The sequence below is a fragment of the Novosphingobium sp. B 225 genome, assembly GCF_002198665.1.
Taxonomy (GTDB): Bacteria; Pseudomonadota; Alphaproteobacteria; order Sphingomonadales; family Sphingomonadaceae; genus Novosphingobium.
In genome coordinates this window covers 64,042-79,677 of record NZ_MWLM01000062.1, presented here as the reverse complement: position 1 = coordinate 79,677, position 15,636 = coordinate 64,042, and the positions used below count along the sequence as shown (strand labels likewise).

Sequence of the window (15,636 nt, the reverse complement as noted above, 5' to 3'; positions counted from 1 at the left end):
GATGATATGGTGGGATTGGACGTGGCCGCAACGGGTCGCTCTACTGACAGCTTATGCTGGTATCGCAGCCTTGCCGGGTGCGCTGGCAATGATTACGGGCTCATGGCCCCTTGATTGGCGAGCGCTTCTGGGAAGCTGCGCGTTCCTATTCATCCCGCTCTTGCTCGGAACCATGCTTTTCGTCGGCCTACGAACTGGCAAAATGCCATCACGAGGGCAGCCCGTGATCAGAGCGACAAGCCCCTTCTGGTTCTGGATGACCGGTGCCCTGTATTGCGTTGCACTGGCCGCCTACTTCGGACTGATGATGCTCGTCGTCGTTGACGCAGCCTCAGGTTAGTTCTGCAGGTATCGGTCGCCCAATTTGTCCACGCCGCCTAAGGCCTCGCTCGGTGTTGGGGTTTTCGGCTTGGGGAAGAAGGATTCACGCAGAGACGCGGAGACGCAGAGGGGTAGTGCTCGCGGCGCAGTCGCTTGCGATCGCCGACCATTCGGCAAACGGCAGGTTGTCAGAAGTGAATGAGCCTGCGGCCCAGCGCGCCATCTCTGCGCCTCTGCGTCTCTGCGTGAATCCCCTTAACCGGTCTCTCAAACCAGCCCGGCCAGCCCCGGATCGATAAACCCGTGATGGCGGCGCAAGGCCGCGCGGGCGAGGCGTTCGGTTTCGGCTTTGCGGCGGGCGGCGGCGAGTGGGACAGTGGCGGCAGGGCGGAGGATTTCCGCGTCATAGCCATCAGCCACGATCAGCCCGCAGCGTTCGGGCAGGAATGCCGGATCTTCCATACAGGCGCGGTCGAGATGCGGGGCCAGTCCCCAATAGAACCGGTCGCAAAAATCCAGGTAATCGGGCCATTTGGCATCGCCCAGCAAATCGGCGCGGGCGACCTTGATTTCCACGATCACCAGATGGCCTTTGGCATCGATCCCCATCAGATCGGCGCGGCGGCCATTGCGCAGCGGCATTTCCGGCAGGCACCAGATGTCATTGCGGGCAAACAGCCGCCCGATCCCGCGCGCCACGGCCTGCGCTTCTCGCGTGAACGAATCATCCGGAACTGGTGCTGCAGTCATGCCCGCAGTTTAAGAACGAAAAGGGAACTTTGCAACCATTGCCAGCCGGGAGCGAGCCGGTGTTCCCCGTTTCCGTCTCACGGAAACAGATTCTAGCCGTTGATCGCTACTACCGTATCGTCAACCCCTGCCGCACGCGGGGCGAACCGGCCATCAACCTGCGCGCCCTGTTCGATCGTCAGCGCATCATAATGCACGTCGCCGTGGATCCGGGCGGTCTTGAGCACCACCAGTTCGCGCACGGTGATCGTGCCCTTGACCGTGCCCGCCAGGCGGGCGCTTTCAGCGCGGATCGCGCCTTCGATCAGGCTGCTTTCACCCTGAACCAGCGAAGTGCAGGTGACATCGCCTTCTACGCCGCCGTCAATATGCAGGTCAGCTCCGGCCTGGACATCACCCTTGATCCGGGTGTCGGCACCGAACACGGAAAAGGTCGATCCGGCCATCTGTCTATCCTGCTGGCTGCGCACCGTCTGCGGCGCTGATTTTTTCGAGAACATGGGGCACAGCCTCAAGGAAGGGGCGGGGATTGACCGGCCGGTCGCCAAGCCGGACTTCGAAATGCAGATGCGGCCCGGTGGAGCGGCCGGTGCTGCCGATCAGGCCGATCTGCTCACCCGGCTTGACCACTTTGCCCACCACGGTGCGAAAGCCCGACATGTGGGCATAGCGTGTGACCAGCCCGTTGCCGTGATCGATTTCGACACAGTTGCCATAGCCGCTGCGCTGGCCAACAAAGCTGACCGTGCCGCGCGCGGCGGCATAGATCGGCGCGCCGTGCGGGCCCTTGAAATCAAGCCCGGGATGGAATTCGCCGCCGCCGCCGGTGAAGGGATTGGCGCGGAACCCGAAACCGGACGAGATATATTCGAAGTTCGCGGGCAGCGCCTGGGGCAGGCCTGCAACCGAACGTTCCAGCGCATCCATCCGCGCCAGGCTCAGCCCCAGCCGTTCAAAGCGCGGATCGATCGAGCCATCGGGCTCGCTCGCCAGCCGAATCAGCGGACCACCCTGCGCGTCGCGGTCATCAAGCGAGGCGAGCATCGCCTGCGGGTTGAGCCCCAGCGCGGCGAGTCGCGACTCGGCCTGGGCGGCGCGGCGGTCTGCCATCCGGGTCAAAGCTTCGACGAAAGTCAGCTGGCGGGCTTCGATCAGGGCCAGTCCGCCGGCCTCGGGCAGGGCGGCCGAAACCTTCTTGACCGTTTCGGCAGCAGCGCCCGTGCTGTTGGAAACAGTTTCCCCGGCCTTGGCATCGCGCGGCAGATCACCCAGGTGGGTCTGGACCAGCTTTTCGATGAATTCCTGGCGCTTTTGCAGGTCTTGCTGCACTTTGCCCAGATCGCCGCGATAGGCGGAAACGCGGCTTTCCGCGCTGGTTACCTTGGCTTCGCGGTCCAGCAGGCTCAGCCGGTCACGCGCGGTCAGATATTGCGATATGGCCATGCCGCCGATCGACAGCACCCAGACCAGCAGCAGCACGGCCACAAGGCCGGCCACGCGCATCTGCAGCCGCGATGACAGCTTGATAAAACGAACCTGTCCTTCGGACCGCATGAAAAATTCACGGTCCGGGAACCAGGCCCGCAGACGGTCGATAAACCGCCCTTCGGCCAATTTCTGCAAGGCGACCCCGCGTCCCTTTAGATTTAAGTTGCCGCGCGCTAGCACCTTAACAAGGTCTTAGCGAATCTCCCGGAGGACGGAGTCGTTGAATCGAAGGACTCGCGCGACGAGTCGTTTGCGTAGCTGACAATCGTTCATCCCGGTGCTAGGCGCGGCGCCATCATGAACGCCGCCGCGAATCCGCCTGCCGACCCTGCCGTGGTCCTGATCGATCAGCTTGCCCGCGCTGGCCGTGCGGCGCAGCGGGAACTGGCGCGGATGGATTCGGCGGCCAGGGCGCGCGCGCTCCACGCCGCCGCAGCGGCGCTGCGGACGGATGCTGAAGTGGTGCTTGCTGCCAATGCCCTCGACATGGCGAAAGGCGCGGAAAACGGCCTGTCCGGGGCCATGCTGGACCGCCTGCGGCTCGATCCCGAACGGCTTGAAGGGATCGCGGCGGCGATCGATGCCGTGGCCGATCTGCCCGATCCGGTCGGCGCAGTGATCGATACCGCGCAGCGCCCCAACGGGCTGGAGCTGAGCCGGGTGCGGGTGCCGGTCGGGCTGATCGGGATCATCTATGAAAGCCGCCCCAATGTGACCGCCGATGCCGCCGCGCTGTGCCTGCGTTCGGGCAACGGCGTGGTGCTGCGCGGGGGGAGCGAGGCGGTGCGCTCAAACCATGCGATTCACGCCGCGATGGTGCGCGGTCTGGCCAGTGCGGGCGTGCCCGAGGCGGCTGTGCAACTGGTCCCGACCCAGGACCGCGCGGCTGTCGGGGCGATGCTGACGGCGGCGGGGCTGATCGACATGATCATCCCGCGCGGCGGCAAAAGCCTGGTCGCGCGGGTTCAGGCCGATGCGCGGGTGCCGGTGCTCGCCCACCTCGACGGGATTTGTCACACCTATCTCCATGCCGCCGCCGATCCGGCCAAGGCGCAGGCGATCGCGCTCAATGCCAAGCTGCGCCGCACCGGGATCTGCGGATCGATGGAAACGCTGCTGCTGGATGCGCAGTTTCCGGCTGGCCAGGCCGTGGTCGGCGCGCTGCTTGATGCGGGTTGCGAACTGCGCGGCGATGCCCGCGCCCGCGCGCTCGATTCGCGGATCGGCGCGGCCACGGACGCGGATTGGGATACCGAATACCTTGATGCGGTGCTCTCGGTCGCGGTGGTTGACGGGCTCGACGCGGCGCTGGCGCATATCGCGGCGCACAGTTCCAACCACACCGACGTGGTGGTGACCGAAGATCGGGCGATTGCCGAGCGCTTCCTGACCGAAGTCGATTCGGCGATCGTGATGGTCAATGCCTCCAGCCAGTTCGCCGATGGCGGCGAATTCGGGCTGGGTGCGGAAATCGGCATTGCCACCGGGCGGCTCCACGCGCGTGGGCCGGTCGCCTTGGAAGGGCTCACCACCTACAAATGGCTCGTCCGGGGAACCGGGCAGATCAGACCCTGACCACCATCGGCCTGCTCGGGGGGTCGTTCAATCCGGCCCATGGCGGGCACCGCCGGATCAGCCTGTTTGCGCGCGCGGCGCTCGGGCTGGATGAGGTGTGGTGGCTGGTTTCCCCCGGTAACCCGTTGAAACCAAAGGCAGGTATGGCCCCGCTCGCCGCGCGGCTGGCCTCGGCGCAGGCGATGGCGCGGGGCGCGCCGATCCGCGCGACAGCGATCGAGCGCGAGCTCGGCACGCGCTATACCGTCGATACCTTGCGCAAGCTCGCCCGGCGCTACCCCAAATTGCGGTTTGTCTGGCTGATGGGCAGCGACAATCTGGCCCAGTTCGACCAGTGGAAGAACTGGCGCGATATCGCCCGGCTCATGCCGATTGCGGTTATCGCGCGTCCGGGCTATGATGCCCGTGCAGCCGCGAGCCCCGCGGCGGCCTGGCTTGGTCGTTACCGGCGATCCGCAGCCAGCCTGAAGCACCGGGCAGGATGGAGCGCCCCCGCGCTGATACAACTGCGTTTCGATCCGGATCCACGATCGGCCACGGCCCTGCGCCACGCCGATCCAGACTGGGCCGCCCGTTTTTCCGGGCAGGCCAGCCGCGATCCGCTGACGCACCATCCCGTCGATCCCGACATCGCATGAGCGGCGCGCCGCTCGCTTGCGCTGCCCGCCCATTGGAGCCGATCCCCTTTTCATGACGCCTGCTGAGCCCAATCCGGCCCCCGCCGGAACCCCTGCCCCGCTTCCCGCCGCTGTGCCCGGTTCGCTTCACGCTGCCGTGCTGCAATCGCTGGATGATGACCAGGCGCAGGACATCGTCTCGATCCCGCTTGAGGGCAAGAGCTCGATCGCTGACCACATGGTGATCGCCTCGGGCCGCTCGACACGCCAGGTCGCGGCCATGGCGCAGAAGCTGGCCGAACGGATCAAGCAGCAAGGCTTTGGCCACTGCCGGATCGAAGGCCTGCCCGCGGCTGATTGGGTGCTGATCGACGCCGGCGACGTGGTGGTCCACCTGTTTCGCCCCGAAGTGCGCAGCTTCTACAACCTTGAACGGATGTGGGCATTCGGCGATTCGGGCAACGCCTGACGGTCTGCCTGCATTGGCCGGCTGATCCATGCGCCTGCACATCATCGCCCGCGGCAAAATCGGCCGTTCGCCCGAGGCGGACATGGTCGATCGCTATGCCAGGCGGATCGCCTGGCCATTCAAGCTGACCGAGCTGCCCGATACGGGCGGCGCGCTCCCCACCCCGCTCAGCCCATACCGCGAAGTTCTGCTTGATGAACGCGGGCGGCAGCTCTCTTCCGAGGAATTTGCGGCCCTGCTCGGCAAATGGCGCGATGACGGGGTGCGCGAGGCGCGTTTCCTGATCGGAGCCGCCGATGGCCACGGGGCCAAAGCGCGGGACGAAGCAGACCTCCTGATCGCGTTCGGCGCCATGACCTGGCCGCACATGCTCGCCCGCGCGATGCTTGCCGAACAGCTGTGGCGCGCAACCAGCATTCTGGCGGGGCATCCCTATCACCGTTCGGGCTGACGATCGGCGACGAAGCGATTCCCATTTGCGCCAACAGGTTCTAAGGCTGGCTCCCCATGCAGTTCCGCCCGGTCCTTGTCCTGCTTCCTCTCGCCGCGCTGGCTGCGCTGGGCGGGGCCGTTGCGCGCGGGCAGCTGACTTTCGATACGGTCGAGGATACGCAAAAGGCCCTGGCCGAAGCGCAGGCCCAGGGCGAGGCCGCGCGGCTGCGGGCCGAATCGCTCGAAGCCAATGCCGCCAGCGCCAGCGCCCAGGCTGACAAGACCGCGCAGGAAAGCGCCGCCGTCGCCGCGCGGATCCAGCAGGGTGAAGCCGCGATTGCCGCCAACGAGGCGCGGATCGTCCTGATTGAGCGTCAGCGCACTGGCCTGCGGGCGCGGCTGGCCGAACGCCAGCGCCCGGTGGTCCAGCTGACCGCCGCGCTGCAACGCCTCTCGCGCCGCCCGCCGGTACTGTCGCTGCTGCGGCCGGGTTCCTTGCGTGAGGCGGTCTATTTGCGCGCCGTGCTGGAAACCATGCTGCCCGAAGTCCAACGCCGCACCGCCGGCTTGCGCGCCGAGATCGAACGCGGCCGCGCGCTCCAGGCCCAGGCCCGGCAGGCGAGCGATGCCCTGCGCGCCAGCGAGCGTGACCTTGCCGCGCGCCGCCAGTCGCTCGCCGCGCTCGAAAGCCAGCAACGCCTCGCCAGCCGCGAGGCAAGCGGGGTGGCGGACCGGGAAAGCGAACGCGCGCTGGCGCTGGCCGAACAGGCGCGCGATCTGACCGGACTGATCGGCGATCTGGCCAAGGCCGGGGCGCTGCGCAGCCAGCTCGCCGCGCTGCCCGGTCCGGTGCTGCGCCCGGCCCAGCCGCAAAGCGCCCAGACCGCCGCCGATGCCCCCCTGCCCGCCGCCACCACTGCGCCGCCGCCGCCGGGCTATATGCTCCCGCTCGCCGGGCGGCTGGTTGCGGGGTTCGGTGATAGCCAGCCCGGCCGCCCCGCTTCACGCGGGATCACCCTTGCGGTGCGCGGCGGGGCTCAGGCAGTCGCCCCCGCGGCGGGCCGGGTGGTCTTCGCCGGGCCCTATCAGGGTTACGGCCTGATCGTGATTCTGGAACACCCCGGCGGCTGGACCAGCCTGATCACCGGTCTGGCCGAACTCAACACCCGCGTCGGCCAGCAACTGGTCACCGCCGCCCCGCTGGGCACGGCCGGTCAGGGCCGCCCGGTGATCACGCTTGAACTGCGGCAAAGCGGGCAGCCGGTGAACCCGCTGGAATTCGTGCGCGGATAAGGCTGACCCGGCCCACAGCGCCACGCAAATCCCTTGCGGTTGGCGCTCCGCGCTCTATCGTCTCGCCGCAGGTGGGAGAGCGCCATGGCATTGAAACTTCTGAAAACCTGTCTGGCCGCCGGGCTGGCGCTGGCGGGTACCGGCGCAGCGCAGGCGGAACCGATTGACGATCTGGAACAGGCGCTGGCCCGCAGCCAGACCGCCGCGCAGACGCTCGACACAGCGCGGCAACAGGCCGCCGCCGGGCAATTGCTGGAAGCACTGGCGTCAAGCGAACGCGCGCTGTTTCTGGACCGCAAGTCACAGCCCGCGCGGCTGCTGCATGCCGCGCTGCTGTGTCGGCTGGATGATCCCGGCGGGGCCACAGCCGAATTCTCGCTGCTCCGCAAAGGCGACTTCAAGAAAGCGGACTGGCAGGCCGCAACCGCGCAGTGCCCCGCAGCCGCTACCAAGGGAGCGAAATAGCATGGCCGTGCGCATTCTCATCCGCTGCGGCGCGCTGCTCGCGCTGGGCCTGACCTGCGCGACCCCGGCGCTGGCGCAAGCTGTCGGCACCGCCTCGGCCGTGGTGCGTGAGGCAAAGCTCAGCAATGTCCGCGCGCCCAAACCGCATCAGGTGGCCCTGCGCGAACGCGTGGCGATTGCCGATCTGGTCCAGACCGGCAAGCAAAGCCAGCTGCAGCTGATGCTGCTGGACCGCTCGGTGTTCTCGATCGGTGCCAATGCCCGCCTGACCATCGACCGCTTCGTCTATGATCCTGCGCGCGGCCGCTCGATGGGCGCGACTGTGGCCAAAGGCGCGTTCCGGTTCATGTCCGGCCGCCCCAACGCGATGGGCGGCTCTTCCATCGGCACGCCGGTCGCCACGATCGGGATTCGCGGCACGATTGTCGAAGGGGCGATCGGCCAGACCGCGATCGACATCATCAAGGGTGAGACGATCCGCGCCGCCGCCAAGGATGCCGACAAGGACAATGCCACGCTGGTGGTGCTGCGCGGCCCCGGCGCGGCCAGCCAGGGCGATGCCCAGCCGGGCGCGATCTCTGTGGCGTCGAGCGGCGGTACGCTCGATCTGACCACGCCGATGCTGGCCGCTTTCGTTCCGCGCGCGGGCGCGGCACCGGTCGGCCCGTTCACGATCAGCCAGGAAGGCCTGCTCAAACTGCGCGACGCGATTTTCCCCGACCTGGCGCGTGACAGCGGCAAGACACTGCGGACCCTGCTCGGGGTCGGCGCGGCCGCCGCCGGGGTGCTGGGCGGCGGCGGAGGAGGTTCGGGCGGGACAACACCCAACGCCTGCGTGCGCCGCGATCCGGTGACGGGGCAGTGTTATTGAAGAGTGGCTGTGCGGACACGACAACATTGCGGAGATTACTTTCTCCCCTGATGGGGCGAGGGCTTTGCCAGCTTCCCCCAACATTCCAGCCGAGTTCGCTTTTCGAGGTGAAACGTAATTTCAGCCAAAAGAACACCCCGTCACCCCGGACTTGATCCGGGGTCCAGCTGTTCTTCTGCAAGGGTCCGGAACAATCCAGCACTCCGCTAATTGCAGCCGTTCCCTCTTACTTCTCCGTCGCCGCAAACACCCCGTCCCAACCTTCCGCAGGCGGATCAAGTGCTAGCGCTGCAGTCCGGCTCCGGAACAGTTCCAACGTCTGGCCCAGCCCAAACGCCGCCGCTCCTGGCGACAGCTCCGCAATCGCCCGTTCCGCCCCGGCCCAGTCGCGCGCGCGGTAGGCAGTCAGCAACGCCGCAAAGCCATCGCGCAGCGCGATAAATTCTACGCCCGCCGCCACCGCTTCATCCCCGATCAGTGCAAAGATCGCCTCGGGCGCATCGCGGCCGACCACCCGCACCCGGTCAAGCTCGACCAGCGCGAATTGCGGCAATTGCGCCGCCAGTGCGCTGCCCAGGGCGATGGTGACGCCGTAATATTTGGTCAGCCCCTCGATCCGTGAGGCCAGATTGACCGTATCGCCGATCAGCGAATAGGACAGGCGCTGCGCCGAACCCATATTGCCGACGCAGCACGGCCCGGCGTTGAGCCCGATCCCGATCCTGACCTCGCCCGGCCAGGGCAGATCGGCCCCGCGCGCGGCGGGATCGCGGTTGAGCGCATCGAGCCGCGCCGCCATGTCGAGCGCGGCGCGCGCGGCGTTGACGTGCTGGTCGGGATCGTCGAGCGGGGCGTTCCAGAAGGCCAGAATCGCATCGCCGATGAATTTGTCGATCGTCGCCCGCCGCCCCAGCAGCACGTCGCACATCGGGGTCAGGAACCCGATCAGGAAGCGGATCAGCTCGCGCGGGCCCAGCCCTTCGGAAATGCGTGAGAACCCCCGGATATCGGCGAACAGCACGGTCATCTCGCGGTCCTCGCCGCCCAGTTCCAGCCGCTCGGAACTGGCGGCGATCTGGCGCACCAGTTCGGGCGAGAGATAGCGGTCAAACGCGCTGTGGATATAGGCCCGCCGCCGCTCCTCGCGGTAGAATACCAGCGCGGTCTGGATCAGGTACACCAGCACCAGCGCCAGTGTCGGCCAGACCGGATTGAGCAGGAACCCGCGGCTGACATAGGCCCACCAGCTTGCCCCCAGCATCGCGGCGACCAGCCCCAGCCCCAGCGCAGCCCCGCGCACCGCGCCCAGCCGGGGCAGGACCAGCGCGAGCAGGATCCCCAGCACGATTACCAGACTGCGTTCCAGCCCCGACGCCCAGTCCGGCCGGACCAGAAATTGCCCGGTGATCATCTGTTCCAGCGCCTCGGCATGGACATTGACCCCGGCTTCGCGCTGGCGGATCGGGGTGGATACCAGATCGCGCAGCCCGATCGCGCTGGTGCCGATCAGCACGATCGACCCGCCGACCGCGCGCTCAAGCTCCGCTCCGGCCAGTTCGCCCGACAGGATCTGCCAGGCCGGGATCGTGCGCGGCGGGCGCGCGGCGGTATAGCGCAGGGTCAGCGCGCCCGATGCCGTGGTCGGCACTTCAAACTGCCCGACCTTGACCGCGACCATCCGCCCGGATCCGCCGCCGCCTTCGCCCCCGGCATCGCTGGTCTTCAGCGTGATCGCCCCGGCCCCTTGCGCCAGCCGCAGCGCTTCCAGCGAGAGTGCGGGCTGCAGCGCATCGCTCTGATAGGCGATCAGCGGCACCTCGCGGACAATCCCGTCCTCCGCTGCGGCCAGACTGACAAAGCCGCTGCCCGGCGCCGCCGCGTGGAGCGCAGGCAGCGAGGTCAGCGCGCGGGCAAAGCGCGGTGCGCCGCTCACCGGCGCAGACCCGGCAATCGCAAAGCCGGCCTTGGATTCCAGCGCAGGCCCGGCGCGATCGTTGAGCAGAAAGACCCCCGCCACCACCGGCGCGCGGGCAAAGGCCTTGGCCAGTTCGGCATCGTTGTCGGGCAGGGCAGTCAGCGCCGCAATCGCGCCTGCGCCCGCGCCCTGACGGCGCAGCTGCTCGCCCAAGGCGGCGGGCGAAGTCCGGTCCGGCTCGGAAAAGACCACGTCAAAGGCAATCGCCGAAGCTCCGGCCCCGGTCAGCCGGTCGGTCAGGCGGGCCATGTCGGTGCGGGGCCAGGGCCATTGGCCCAGCCGGCGAATGCTTTCATCGTCGATATCGACCACTTTGACCGCCGCATCCTGCCACACCCGCGGCGCCGCGCGGGCATAGCTGTCCGTCAGCAGCAGCCAGGCCCGCTCGCCAAAGCTCAGCCCCAGCACCTGCGCGGCCAGCACCGCCAGCATGGCCAGCAGCCCGGCCAGCACCACAATGCCGTGCTGACGCAGCCACACGCGCGGCTTCATTGGATTACATGCAAAAGGTACAACGTGAACTGCAAGTTGATTTTCACGTTAGAGTTGCAATATGATGGGCGAGCCGCAAACGCGCCATATATCGCGCGCCGGGCATGGTCCGTATGGAAGTGGGCGTCTTAGCGACCGTCAAATATTAGACCACCGACGCAAGCTGTTACCACACATTGCCAAATGCCAAACAGCACAATGGTTTTGTCGAAAATATCAAATGGAGACAATTCCAAAACAGGCTCTATAAGGATTGTTAGCAAAATTGCGACAATTTGCACCACGCTAGCGCCTAGCGCCAATAAATATTTTTTACCAGCAACAGTCGATGTTTTCCATTTGTTGGATGGTGAGGAAAATATGGCGGCAAGAATTAGTCCGACAACTGGGAGGATTTGCGCGCTCAGCCAGTTGAAAGGAATTGCTGAATCCGAACCATATTTGCCAGCAAGCATTTGCGCAAAAGCGAATGCTGCAAAAAATATCGCCGCGAAGAGCCAGAGCTTGGTCAGGCGCCGAACGGCGATCTCGTGGGTCATGGCAGCCCCAGTGCTTGCTTGTGTTCCCGCATACGAAGTGGATCCCGATCATTTTGGATCAGTTCAGGATCCTTGGATCGACTCGACTTGAATTCGTAGACATACAACCATGCCTTAGTTCCTGGCAAGGCCGTTGCCGCTGACCGTTGATTACTGAGTCCCGGGCGGCCAATTGCCTTCCAATTTTTCAGGTCAGCTTGATCTGCAAATGCTTGATCGTTTCTAATGTCAGCGTCGGTCACTATAAAAACAAACACCCTAAACCGATCATTTTCACCCTTTAAAAGTTTGTTCCAATAGTCATAGATGCTAACGAAACCGCCTCGCTTTCCAACTGTCCAACGATTTTCGGGTGAAATTGACCCATGTCGCGCAACCCTCTCTAGGTCCGTTACCATTGCAAAGCCGCCCGGAACGCTAAAGTACCGCAATGAATCATAGCCTTTTGGAGAGATTCGTTGTTTAATTCTATTGGCAATCGACCCCAAAGACCCTCTAACTTCAAAATCGGCACTGATGTCACCGAGATCGCTCGGTGTTTTCGGTGGCCAAGGGAAAAATGGATTGTCCTGCGCGTTTGGGAAATTGTACAGAAATCGTCGATTTTCATTGGTTTTTTGGGTTAAAATTGATAGCGATTTCTGTAGTTTAACATAACTAATGTCAAGGCGTCTGCTATAAACAGATTCGATATCAACATAATTCGCATGATTGACCGCAGCAATTGGAAACGAAGCAAGCTTTATGCTGTTGGAGACATTTGTATCTATGATAAATTGAAGGTTTGGCGTGTAAAACAACTGGACGTATTCTTTCGTCAGTTTGACGTTAAATTTTTCATCGTCACAGAGTTCGCGAATGTCGCACAATTCGCTAACAAACCAATTGCTAGACAGATCTTGATATGCGGCCACCGCATCATCGAGGGCTTTTACCTGCTTCAGTTCGATCTGCTCTTGGCCATTTACTACGATCGCAGTCGATGCCTCAGAGCGATAGGATTCCGCACGAGCGATTGCCTCTGGGCTACACGAAAGCACCAGATAACTTGCTGTAATAAGCAGGCTAGGCAAATCCAGTTTCAAATCCCACCTCCAAATTCATTATACATGTGTGCCTTTGGACGGCAACATCCTAGATTTGGGGTTGGATGTTCCATTTTGCGTGCTGCAAACTGCGCGCTCCGATTGGAGTGTCGCTATTCGACACCGACAAAGGCTGTCATGAACGAGACTTGGAGCCATTTCGCCAATCCATCTGGTGTTAACCTGCGCGGCGCGATAGGTTGGGGCATGACAATCCGAAAGGCAGTGCCGCCGATGAAGTCCGCCCTTTTGCTCCGCGCTGCGCTGGCCACGTCCGCGCTGGCCCTGATCCCGGTGACCACGGCCGGGCTGGCGGCAGTCGATGCGCGCTCGGGCCCGCAATTCGGGCGGCTGGCCACCGTGTACCAGCTGGTCAAGGCGCAATATGTCGAAAAGGTTGACGACGAGAAGCTGATCAATGGCGCGATCGAGGGGATGCTGGCCTCGCTCGATCCGCATTCGAGCTATCTTGAGGGCAATTCGCTCGAACGGCTCAACACCATGATCGATGGCGGCTATGCCGGGCTAGGCCTGTCGGTCGGGATGGATCAGGAAACGGTCAAGGTGATCAGCCCGCTGCGCGGCAGCCCGGCGGCGGAAGCCGGAGTCAAGGCGGGGGACTATATCACTCACCTCGACGGCAAGCTGATCTATGGCGTTCCGCTTGACGATGCCGTGGCGCAGATGCGCGGCGAAGCCGGGACCAAGATCCGCCTGACGGTGTTCCGCCCCGGCCGGGATGAGCCGTTCGACGTGACCGTGACGCGCCGCGAAATCAAACTGGAGCCCGTCACCTGGGCGCTGGAAGGCACGATCGGCGTGTTGACGGTCAACGAATTTTCCAAGGACGTCGGCAATTATGTGCGCGACGGGATCGCCGATCTGCGCAAGCAATCGGGCGGCAAACTGGGCGGGCTGGTGCTCGATCTGCGCAGCAATCCGGGCGGCAGCCTGGAAGAGGCCGTGGCCCTGTCGGACCTGTTCCTGTCCAGCGGCGATATCGTTTCGCAGCGCGGGCGGATCACCGGTGAAGATATGTATTTCCGCGCCGATGACATGCGCAACTATCCCGATCTGCCCCCGGCCGTGGCCGCGACGTTCAAGGGCGATACGGCGCGCGGGCTGCCGCTGGTGGTGCTGATCGATGAAGGTTCGGCTTCGGCTTCGGAAATCGTCGCGGGGGCCCTGCAGGATCACCGCCGTGCGCTGGTGATGGGGCAGCGCAGCTTTGGCAAGGGCTCGGTCCAGTCGCTGTTCTATCTTGATGGGCGGCACGAACATGCCGTGAAGCTGACCACGGCGCGCTATTTCACGCCGTCGGGCCGGTCGGTGCAGGAAGGCGGGATCCGGCCCGATGTGGCCGTGCCGCAGCTGTCCGATCCCGATGCGCGGCGGCGCTCGCAAATGGCCTTGCGCGAAAGCGACCTGCGCCGCCACCTCGTCAACGAAGCGGCGATCGATGACAAGAAGCTGGAAGAAGACACGCAGGACGATCCGCGCTTCAAGATGACGGCGGAAGAGTTGAAGGCCAAAAGTATCAAGGACTTCCAGCTTTATTACGCAGTCCAGACGCTGCGCCGCACCGGCTCTGGCGTGACCGCCCTGGCCGCAAAGGGGAAGTAGGCGAATGTCCGCAGCACCCTTGCGCCAGGCCGCGCTGCTCGCGCTGCTGACCCCTGCCGCGCTGCTTGGCGGGGCCTATATCGGGCAGTATGTGTTCAACCTCTACCCGTGCGAGATGTGCTGGTGGCAGCGCTATCCGCACTTCGCCGCACTGGCGCTGGGGCTGGTCGGTATGGTCCGTCCGTCACGCCCGGTTGTCGCGCTGGCGGCGCTGGCGATCCTCGCCTCGGGGCTGATCGGGGCCTATCATGCCGGGGTCGAATATGGCTGGTGGGAAGGGCTGACTGCCTGCACCGCCAAGGCCACCGCCGGCGCCGCCGATCCGATGGCCGCGATCTGGGATGCGCCGATCGTGCGGTGCGATGATGTGCAGTGGTCGCTGCTGGGGATCAGCCTGGCGGGGTTCAACTTTCTGATTTCCACAGCCAGTGCAGGGCTGATCCTGCGGCTGCTGGGCCGCGGAGCCAGGCCATGAACAAGGCAGTGACTGATCGCATGCTGCGGGTTGACCATGCCGGGGAATATGGCGCGACGCGGATCTATGCCGGGCAGCTGGCAGTGATGGGTGCGCGATCACCCCACAGCGCGGCGATCGAGCACATGGCGGCGCAGGAAGCGGAGCACAAGGCGCGGTTCGACGCGCTGATTGCAGAGCGCGGCGTGCGGCCGACCGCGCTGCAGCCGTTCTGGGACATTGCGGGCTTTGCACTAGGTGCGGCAACCGCGCTGATCGGGCCGGAAGCGGCGATGGCCTGCACCGCGGCGGTCGAGGAAGAGATCGACCGGCATTACACTCAGCAGCTTGAAGAGCTGGGTGACAGCGATCCCGAACTGTCCGCCACGATCCGCGAATTCCGCGATGATGAACGCGCCCACCGCGATGCCGCGCTGGCGGCGGGGGCTGAGCGGGCTCCAGCCTATCCCTTGCTGGCGGGCGCGATCCGGCTGGGCTGCCGCGCGGCGATCCGGCTGGCCGAACGGATCTGATTGACCGGGCGCGCTTGTTTACCAGAAGCAAGGCGCGGCCGCGCTTCAGCTGTCATTCAGTCCGCAGCTGGCCTATAGGGGCCTGCCGCACCAAGGAGTTTGCCATGCGTCCGTTGCTCGCCATCGCCCTGACCGTTCCGGCGCTGGCTCTTGCCTTGCCCGCCGCGGCGCAGGATGTGCCCGAACCTAAGGTCAACCAGCTGATCGTCTATGGCGATGACAAATGCCCCCCGGCCGACGATGAAAACACCATCACCGTCTGCGCCCGCAAGGCCGAGGCTGAACGCTATCGCATCCCGTCGGCGCTGCGTGAAAGCTCTTCACCGCAGAACGATGCCTGGACCAACCGGGTGATGGCCTATGAACGGGTCGGCCGCACCGGCACGATGAGCTGCACCCCGGTGGGTGCGGGCGGGTGGACCGGCTGTTCGGGCAAGCTGATTGACGCGGCCTATGCCGAAAAGAAGACGTCGCCCGATATCCGCTTCAGCGAACTGATCGCGGCCGAACGCGCCCGGCGGCTTGCGACCATCGACAAGGACGCCGCCGACACGCAGTCACGCGTCGAGGAACTGGAAAAGCAGATCGAGGCCCGCCAAAAGGCTCAGGCCGAAGCCGCAGGCCAGCCCGAAGGCGATTCGCCGAACTAGCTAA

17 protein-coding genes are annotated in these 15,636 nt (G+C 64.8%); 11 read left to right on the top strand and 6 right to left on the bottom strand.

The window, feature by feature from the left end:
• Window positions 1-588: 588 nt before the first annotated feature.
• From MNBBLIKP_RS11565 to MNBBLIKP_RS11555, 3 genes are all read right to left on the bottom strand, one after another.
• Complete coding sequence (locus tag MNBBLIKP_RS11565; protein ID WP_088310406.1) at window positions 589-1,071, bottom strand: MmcB family DNA repair protein; 483 nt, start codon at window positions 1,069-1,071, stop codon at window positions 589-591.
• Between the two features lie 92 nt (window positions 1,072-1,163).
• Window positions 1,164-1,517, bottom strand: a complete 354-nt coding sequence (locus MNBBLIKP_RS11560; RefSeq protein WP_088310405.1) for a bactofilin family protein — start codon at window positions 1,515-1,517, stop codon at window positions 1,164-1,166.
• A gap of 4 nt (window positions 1,518-1,521) precedes the next feature.
• Window positions 1,522-2,694, bottom strand: coding sequence for a M23 family metallopeptidase (locus tag MNBBLIKP_RS11555; RefSeq protein WP_254913021.1), 1,173 nt, complete (start codon window positions 2,692-2,694; stop codon window positions 1,522-1,524).
• A gap of 162 nt (window positions 2,695-2,856) precedes the next feature.
• On the opposite strand from MNBBLIKP_RS11555, the gene MNBBLIKP_RS11550 reads away from it, so the two are divergent.
• The 7 genes from MNBBLIKP_RS11550 (at window position 2,857) to MNBBLIKP_RS11525 (ending at window position 8,281) form a co-directional block, all read left to right on the top strand.
• Window positions 2,857-4,134: a glutamate-5-semialdehyde dehydrogenase gene (locus MNBBLIKP_RS11550; protein ID WP_088310404.1), complete on the top strand. Its 1,278-nt coding sequence runs from the start codon at window positions 2,857-2,859 to the stop codon at window positions 4,132-4,134.
• Window positions 4,098-4,772: a nicotinate-nucleotide adenylyltransferase gene (locus MNBBLIKP_RS11545; protein ID WP_088310403.1), complete on the top strand. Its 675-nt coding sequence runs from the start codon at window positions 4,098-4,100 to the stop codon at window positions 4,770-4,772. Before MNBBLIKP_RS11550 ends, MNBBLIKP_RS11545 begins: the two co-directional genes overlap by 37 nt.
• A gap of 52 nt (window positions 4,773-4,824) precedes the next feature.
• Window positions 4,825-5,220 (top strand): ribosome silencing factor, encoded by a 396-nt coding sequence (gene rsfS, locus MNBBLIKP_RS11540; protein WP_254913020.1) that lies wholly within the window; start codon window positions 4,825-4,827, stop codon window positions 5,218-5,220.
• Window positions 5,221-5,248: 28 nt separating this feature from the next.
• Window positions 5,249-5,671 carry a 23S rRNA (pseudouridine(1915)-N(3))-methyltransferase RlmH gene (locus MNBBLIKP_RS11535; RefSeq protein WP_088310402.1) on the top strand — a complete coding sequence of 141 codons (423 nt, stop codon included), beginning with the start codon at window positions 5,249-5,251 and terminating at the stop codon, window positions 5,669-5,671.
• Between the two features lie 56 nt (window positions 5,672-5,727).
• Window positions 5,728-6,945, top strand: a complete 1,218-nt coding sequence (locus tag MNBBLIKP_RS11530) for a murein hydrolase activator EnvC family protein (RefSeq protein WP_088310401.1) — start codon at window positions 5,728-5,730, stop codon at window positions 6,943-6,945.
• Between the two features lie 84 nt (window positions 6,946-7,029).
• On the top strand, window positions 7,030-7,410 hold the full coding sequence (locus MNBBLIKP_RS18075; RefSeq protein ID WP_176399751.1) for a hypothetical protein: 381 nt from the start codon (window positions 7,030-7,032) through the stop codon (window positions 7,408-7,410).
• Between the two features lies 1 nt (window position 7,411).
• Window positions 7,412-8,281 (top strand): FecR family protein, encoded by an 870-nt coding sequence (locus MNBBLIKP_RS11525; protein WP_176399750.1) that lies wholly within the window; start codon window positions 7,412-7,414, stop codon window positions 8,279-8,281.
• A 226-nt stretch (window positions 8,282-8,507) separates the two neighbouring features.
• Here MNBBLIKP_RS11525 and MNBBLIKP_RS11520 read toward each other — a convergent pair whose 3' ends face one another.
• From MNBBLIKP_RS11520 to MNBBLIKP_RS17790, 3 genes are all read right to left on the bottom strand, one after another.
• A complete protein-coding gene (locus tag MNBBLIKP_RS11520; RefSeq protein WP_088310399.1) occupies window positions 8,508-10,748 on the bottom strand; it encodes a CHASE2 domain-containing protein in 2,241 nt (746 codons plus the stop codon).
• 128 nt (window positions 10,749-10,876) lie between these two features.
• Window positions 10,877-11,287: a hypothetical protein gene (locus MNBBLIKP_RS11515; protein WP_088310398.1), complete on the bottom strand. Its 411-nt coding sequence runs from the start codon at window positions 11,285-11,287 to the stop codon at window positions 10,877-10,879.
• Window positions 11,284-12,372 (bottom strand): hypothetical protein, encoded by a 1,089-nt coding sequence (locus MNBBLIKP_RS17790; RefSeq protein WP_140420595.1) that lies wholly within the window; start codon window positions 12,370-12,372, stop codon window positions 11,284-11,286. Before MNBBLIKP_RS17790 ends, MNBBLIKP_RS11515 begins: the two co-directional genes overlap by 4 nt.
• A 234-nt stretch (window positions 12,373-12,606) precedes the next feature.
• Here MNBBLIKP_RS17790 and MNBBLIKP_RS11510 point away from each other — a divergent pair, with 234 nt between their 5' ends.
• The 4 genes from MNBBLIKP_RS11510 to MNBBLIKP_RS11495 all read left to right on the top strand — a co-directional run bounded on the left by MNBBLIKP_RS11510 (window position 12,607) and on the right by MNBBLIKP_RS11495 (window position 15,632).
• Window positions 12,607-13,995, top strand: coding sequence for a S41 family peptidase (locus MNBBLIKP_RS11510; RefSeq protein ID WP_088310397.1), 1,389 nt, complete (start codon window positions 12,607-12,609; stop codon window positions 13,993-13,995).
• Window positions 13,996-13,999: 4 nt separating this feature from the next.
• Window positions 14,000-14,470 carry a disulfide bond formation protein B gene (locus MNBBLIKP_RS11505; RefSeq protein ID WP_088310396.1) on the top strand — a complete coding sequence of 157 codons (471 nt, stop codon included), beginning with the start codon at window positions 14,000-14,002 and terminating at the stop codon, window positions 14,468-14,470.
• A complete protein-coding gene (locus MNBBLIKP_RS11500; protein WP_088310395.1) occupies window positions 14,467-14,982 on the top strand; it encodes a demethoxyubiquinone hydroxylase family protein in 516 nt (171 codons plus the stop codon). Before MNBBLIKP_RS11505 ends, MNBBLIKP_RS11500 begins: the two co-directional genes overlap by 4 nt.
• Before the next feature lie 104 nt (window positions 14,983-15,086).
• Window positions 15,087-15,632 carry a hypothetical protein gene (locus MNBBLIKP_RS11495; RefSeq protein ID WP_088310394.1) on the top strand — a complete coding sequence of 182 codons (546 nt, stop codon included), beginning with the start codon at window positions 15,087-15,089 and terminating at the stop codon, window positions 15,630-15,632.
• The last annotated feature ends 4 nt before the right edge of the window (window positions 15,633-15,636 follow it).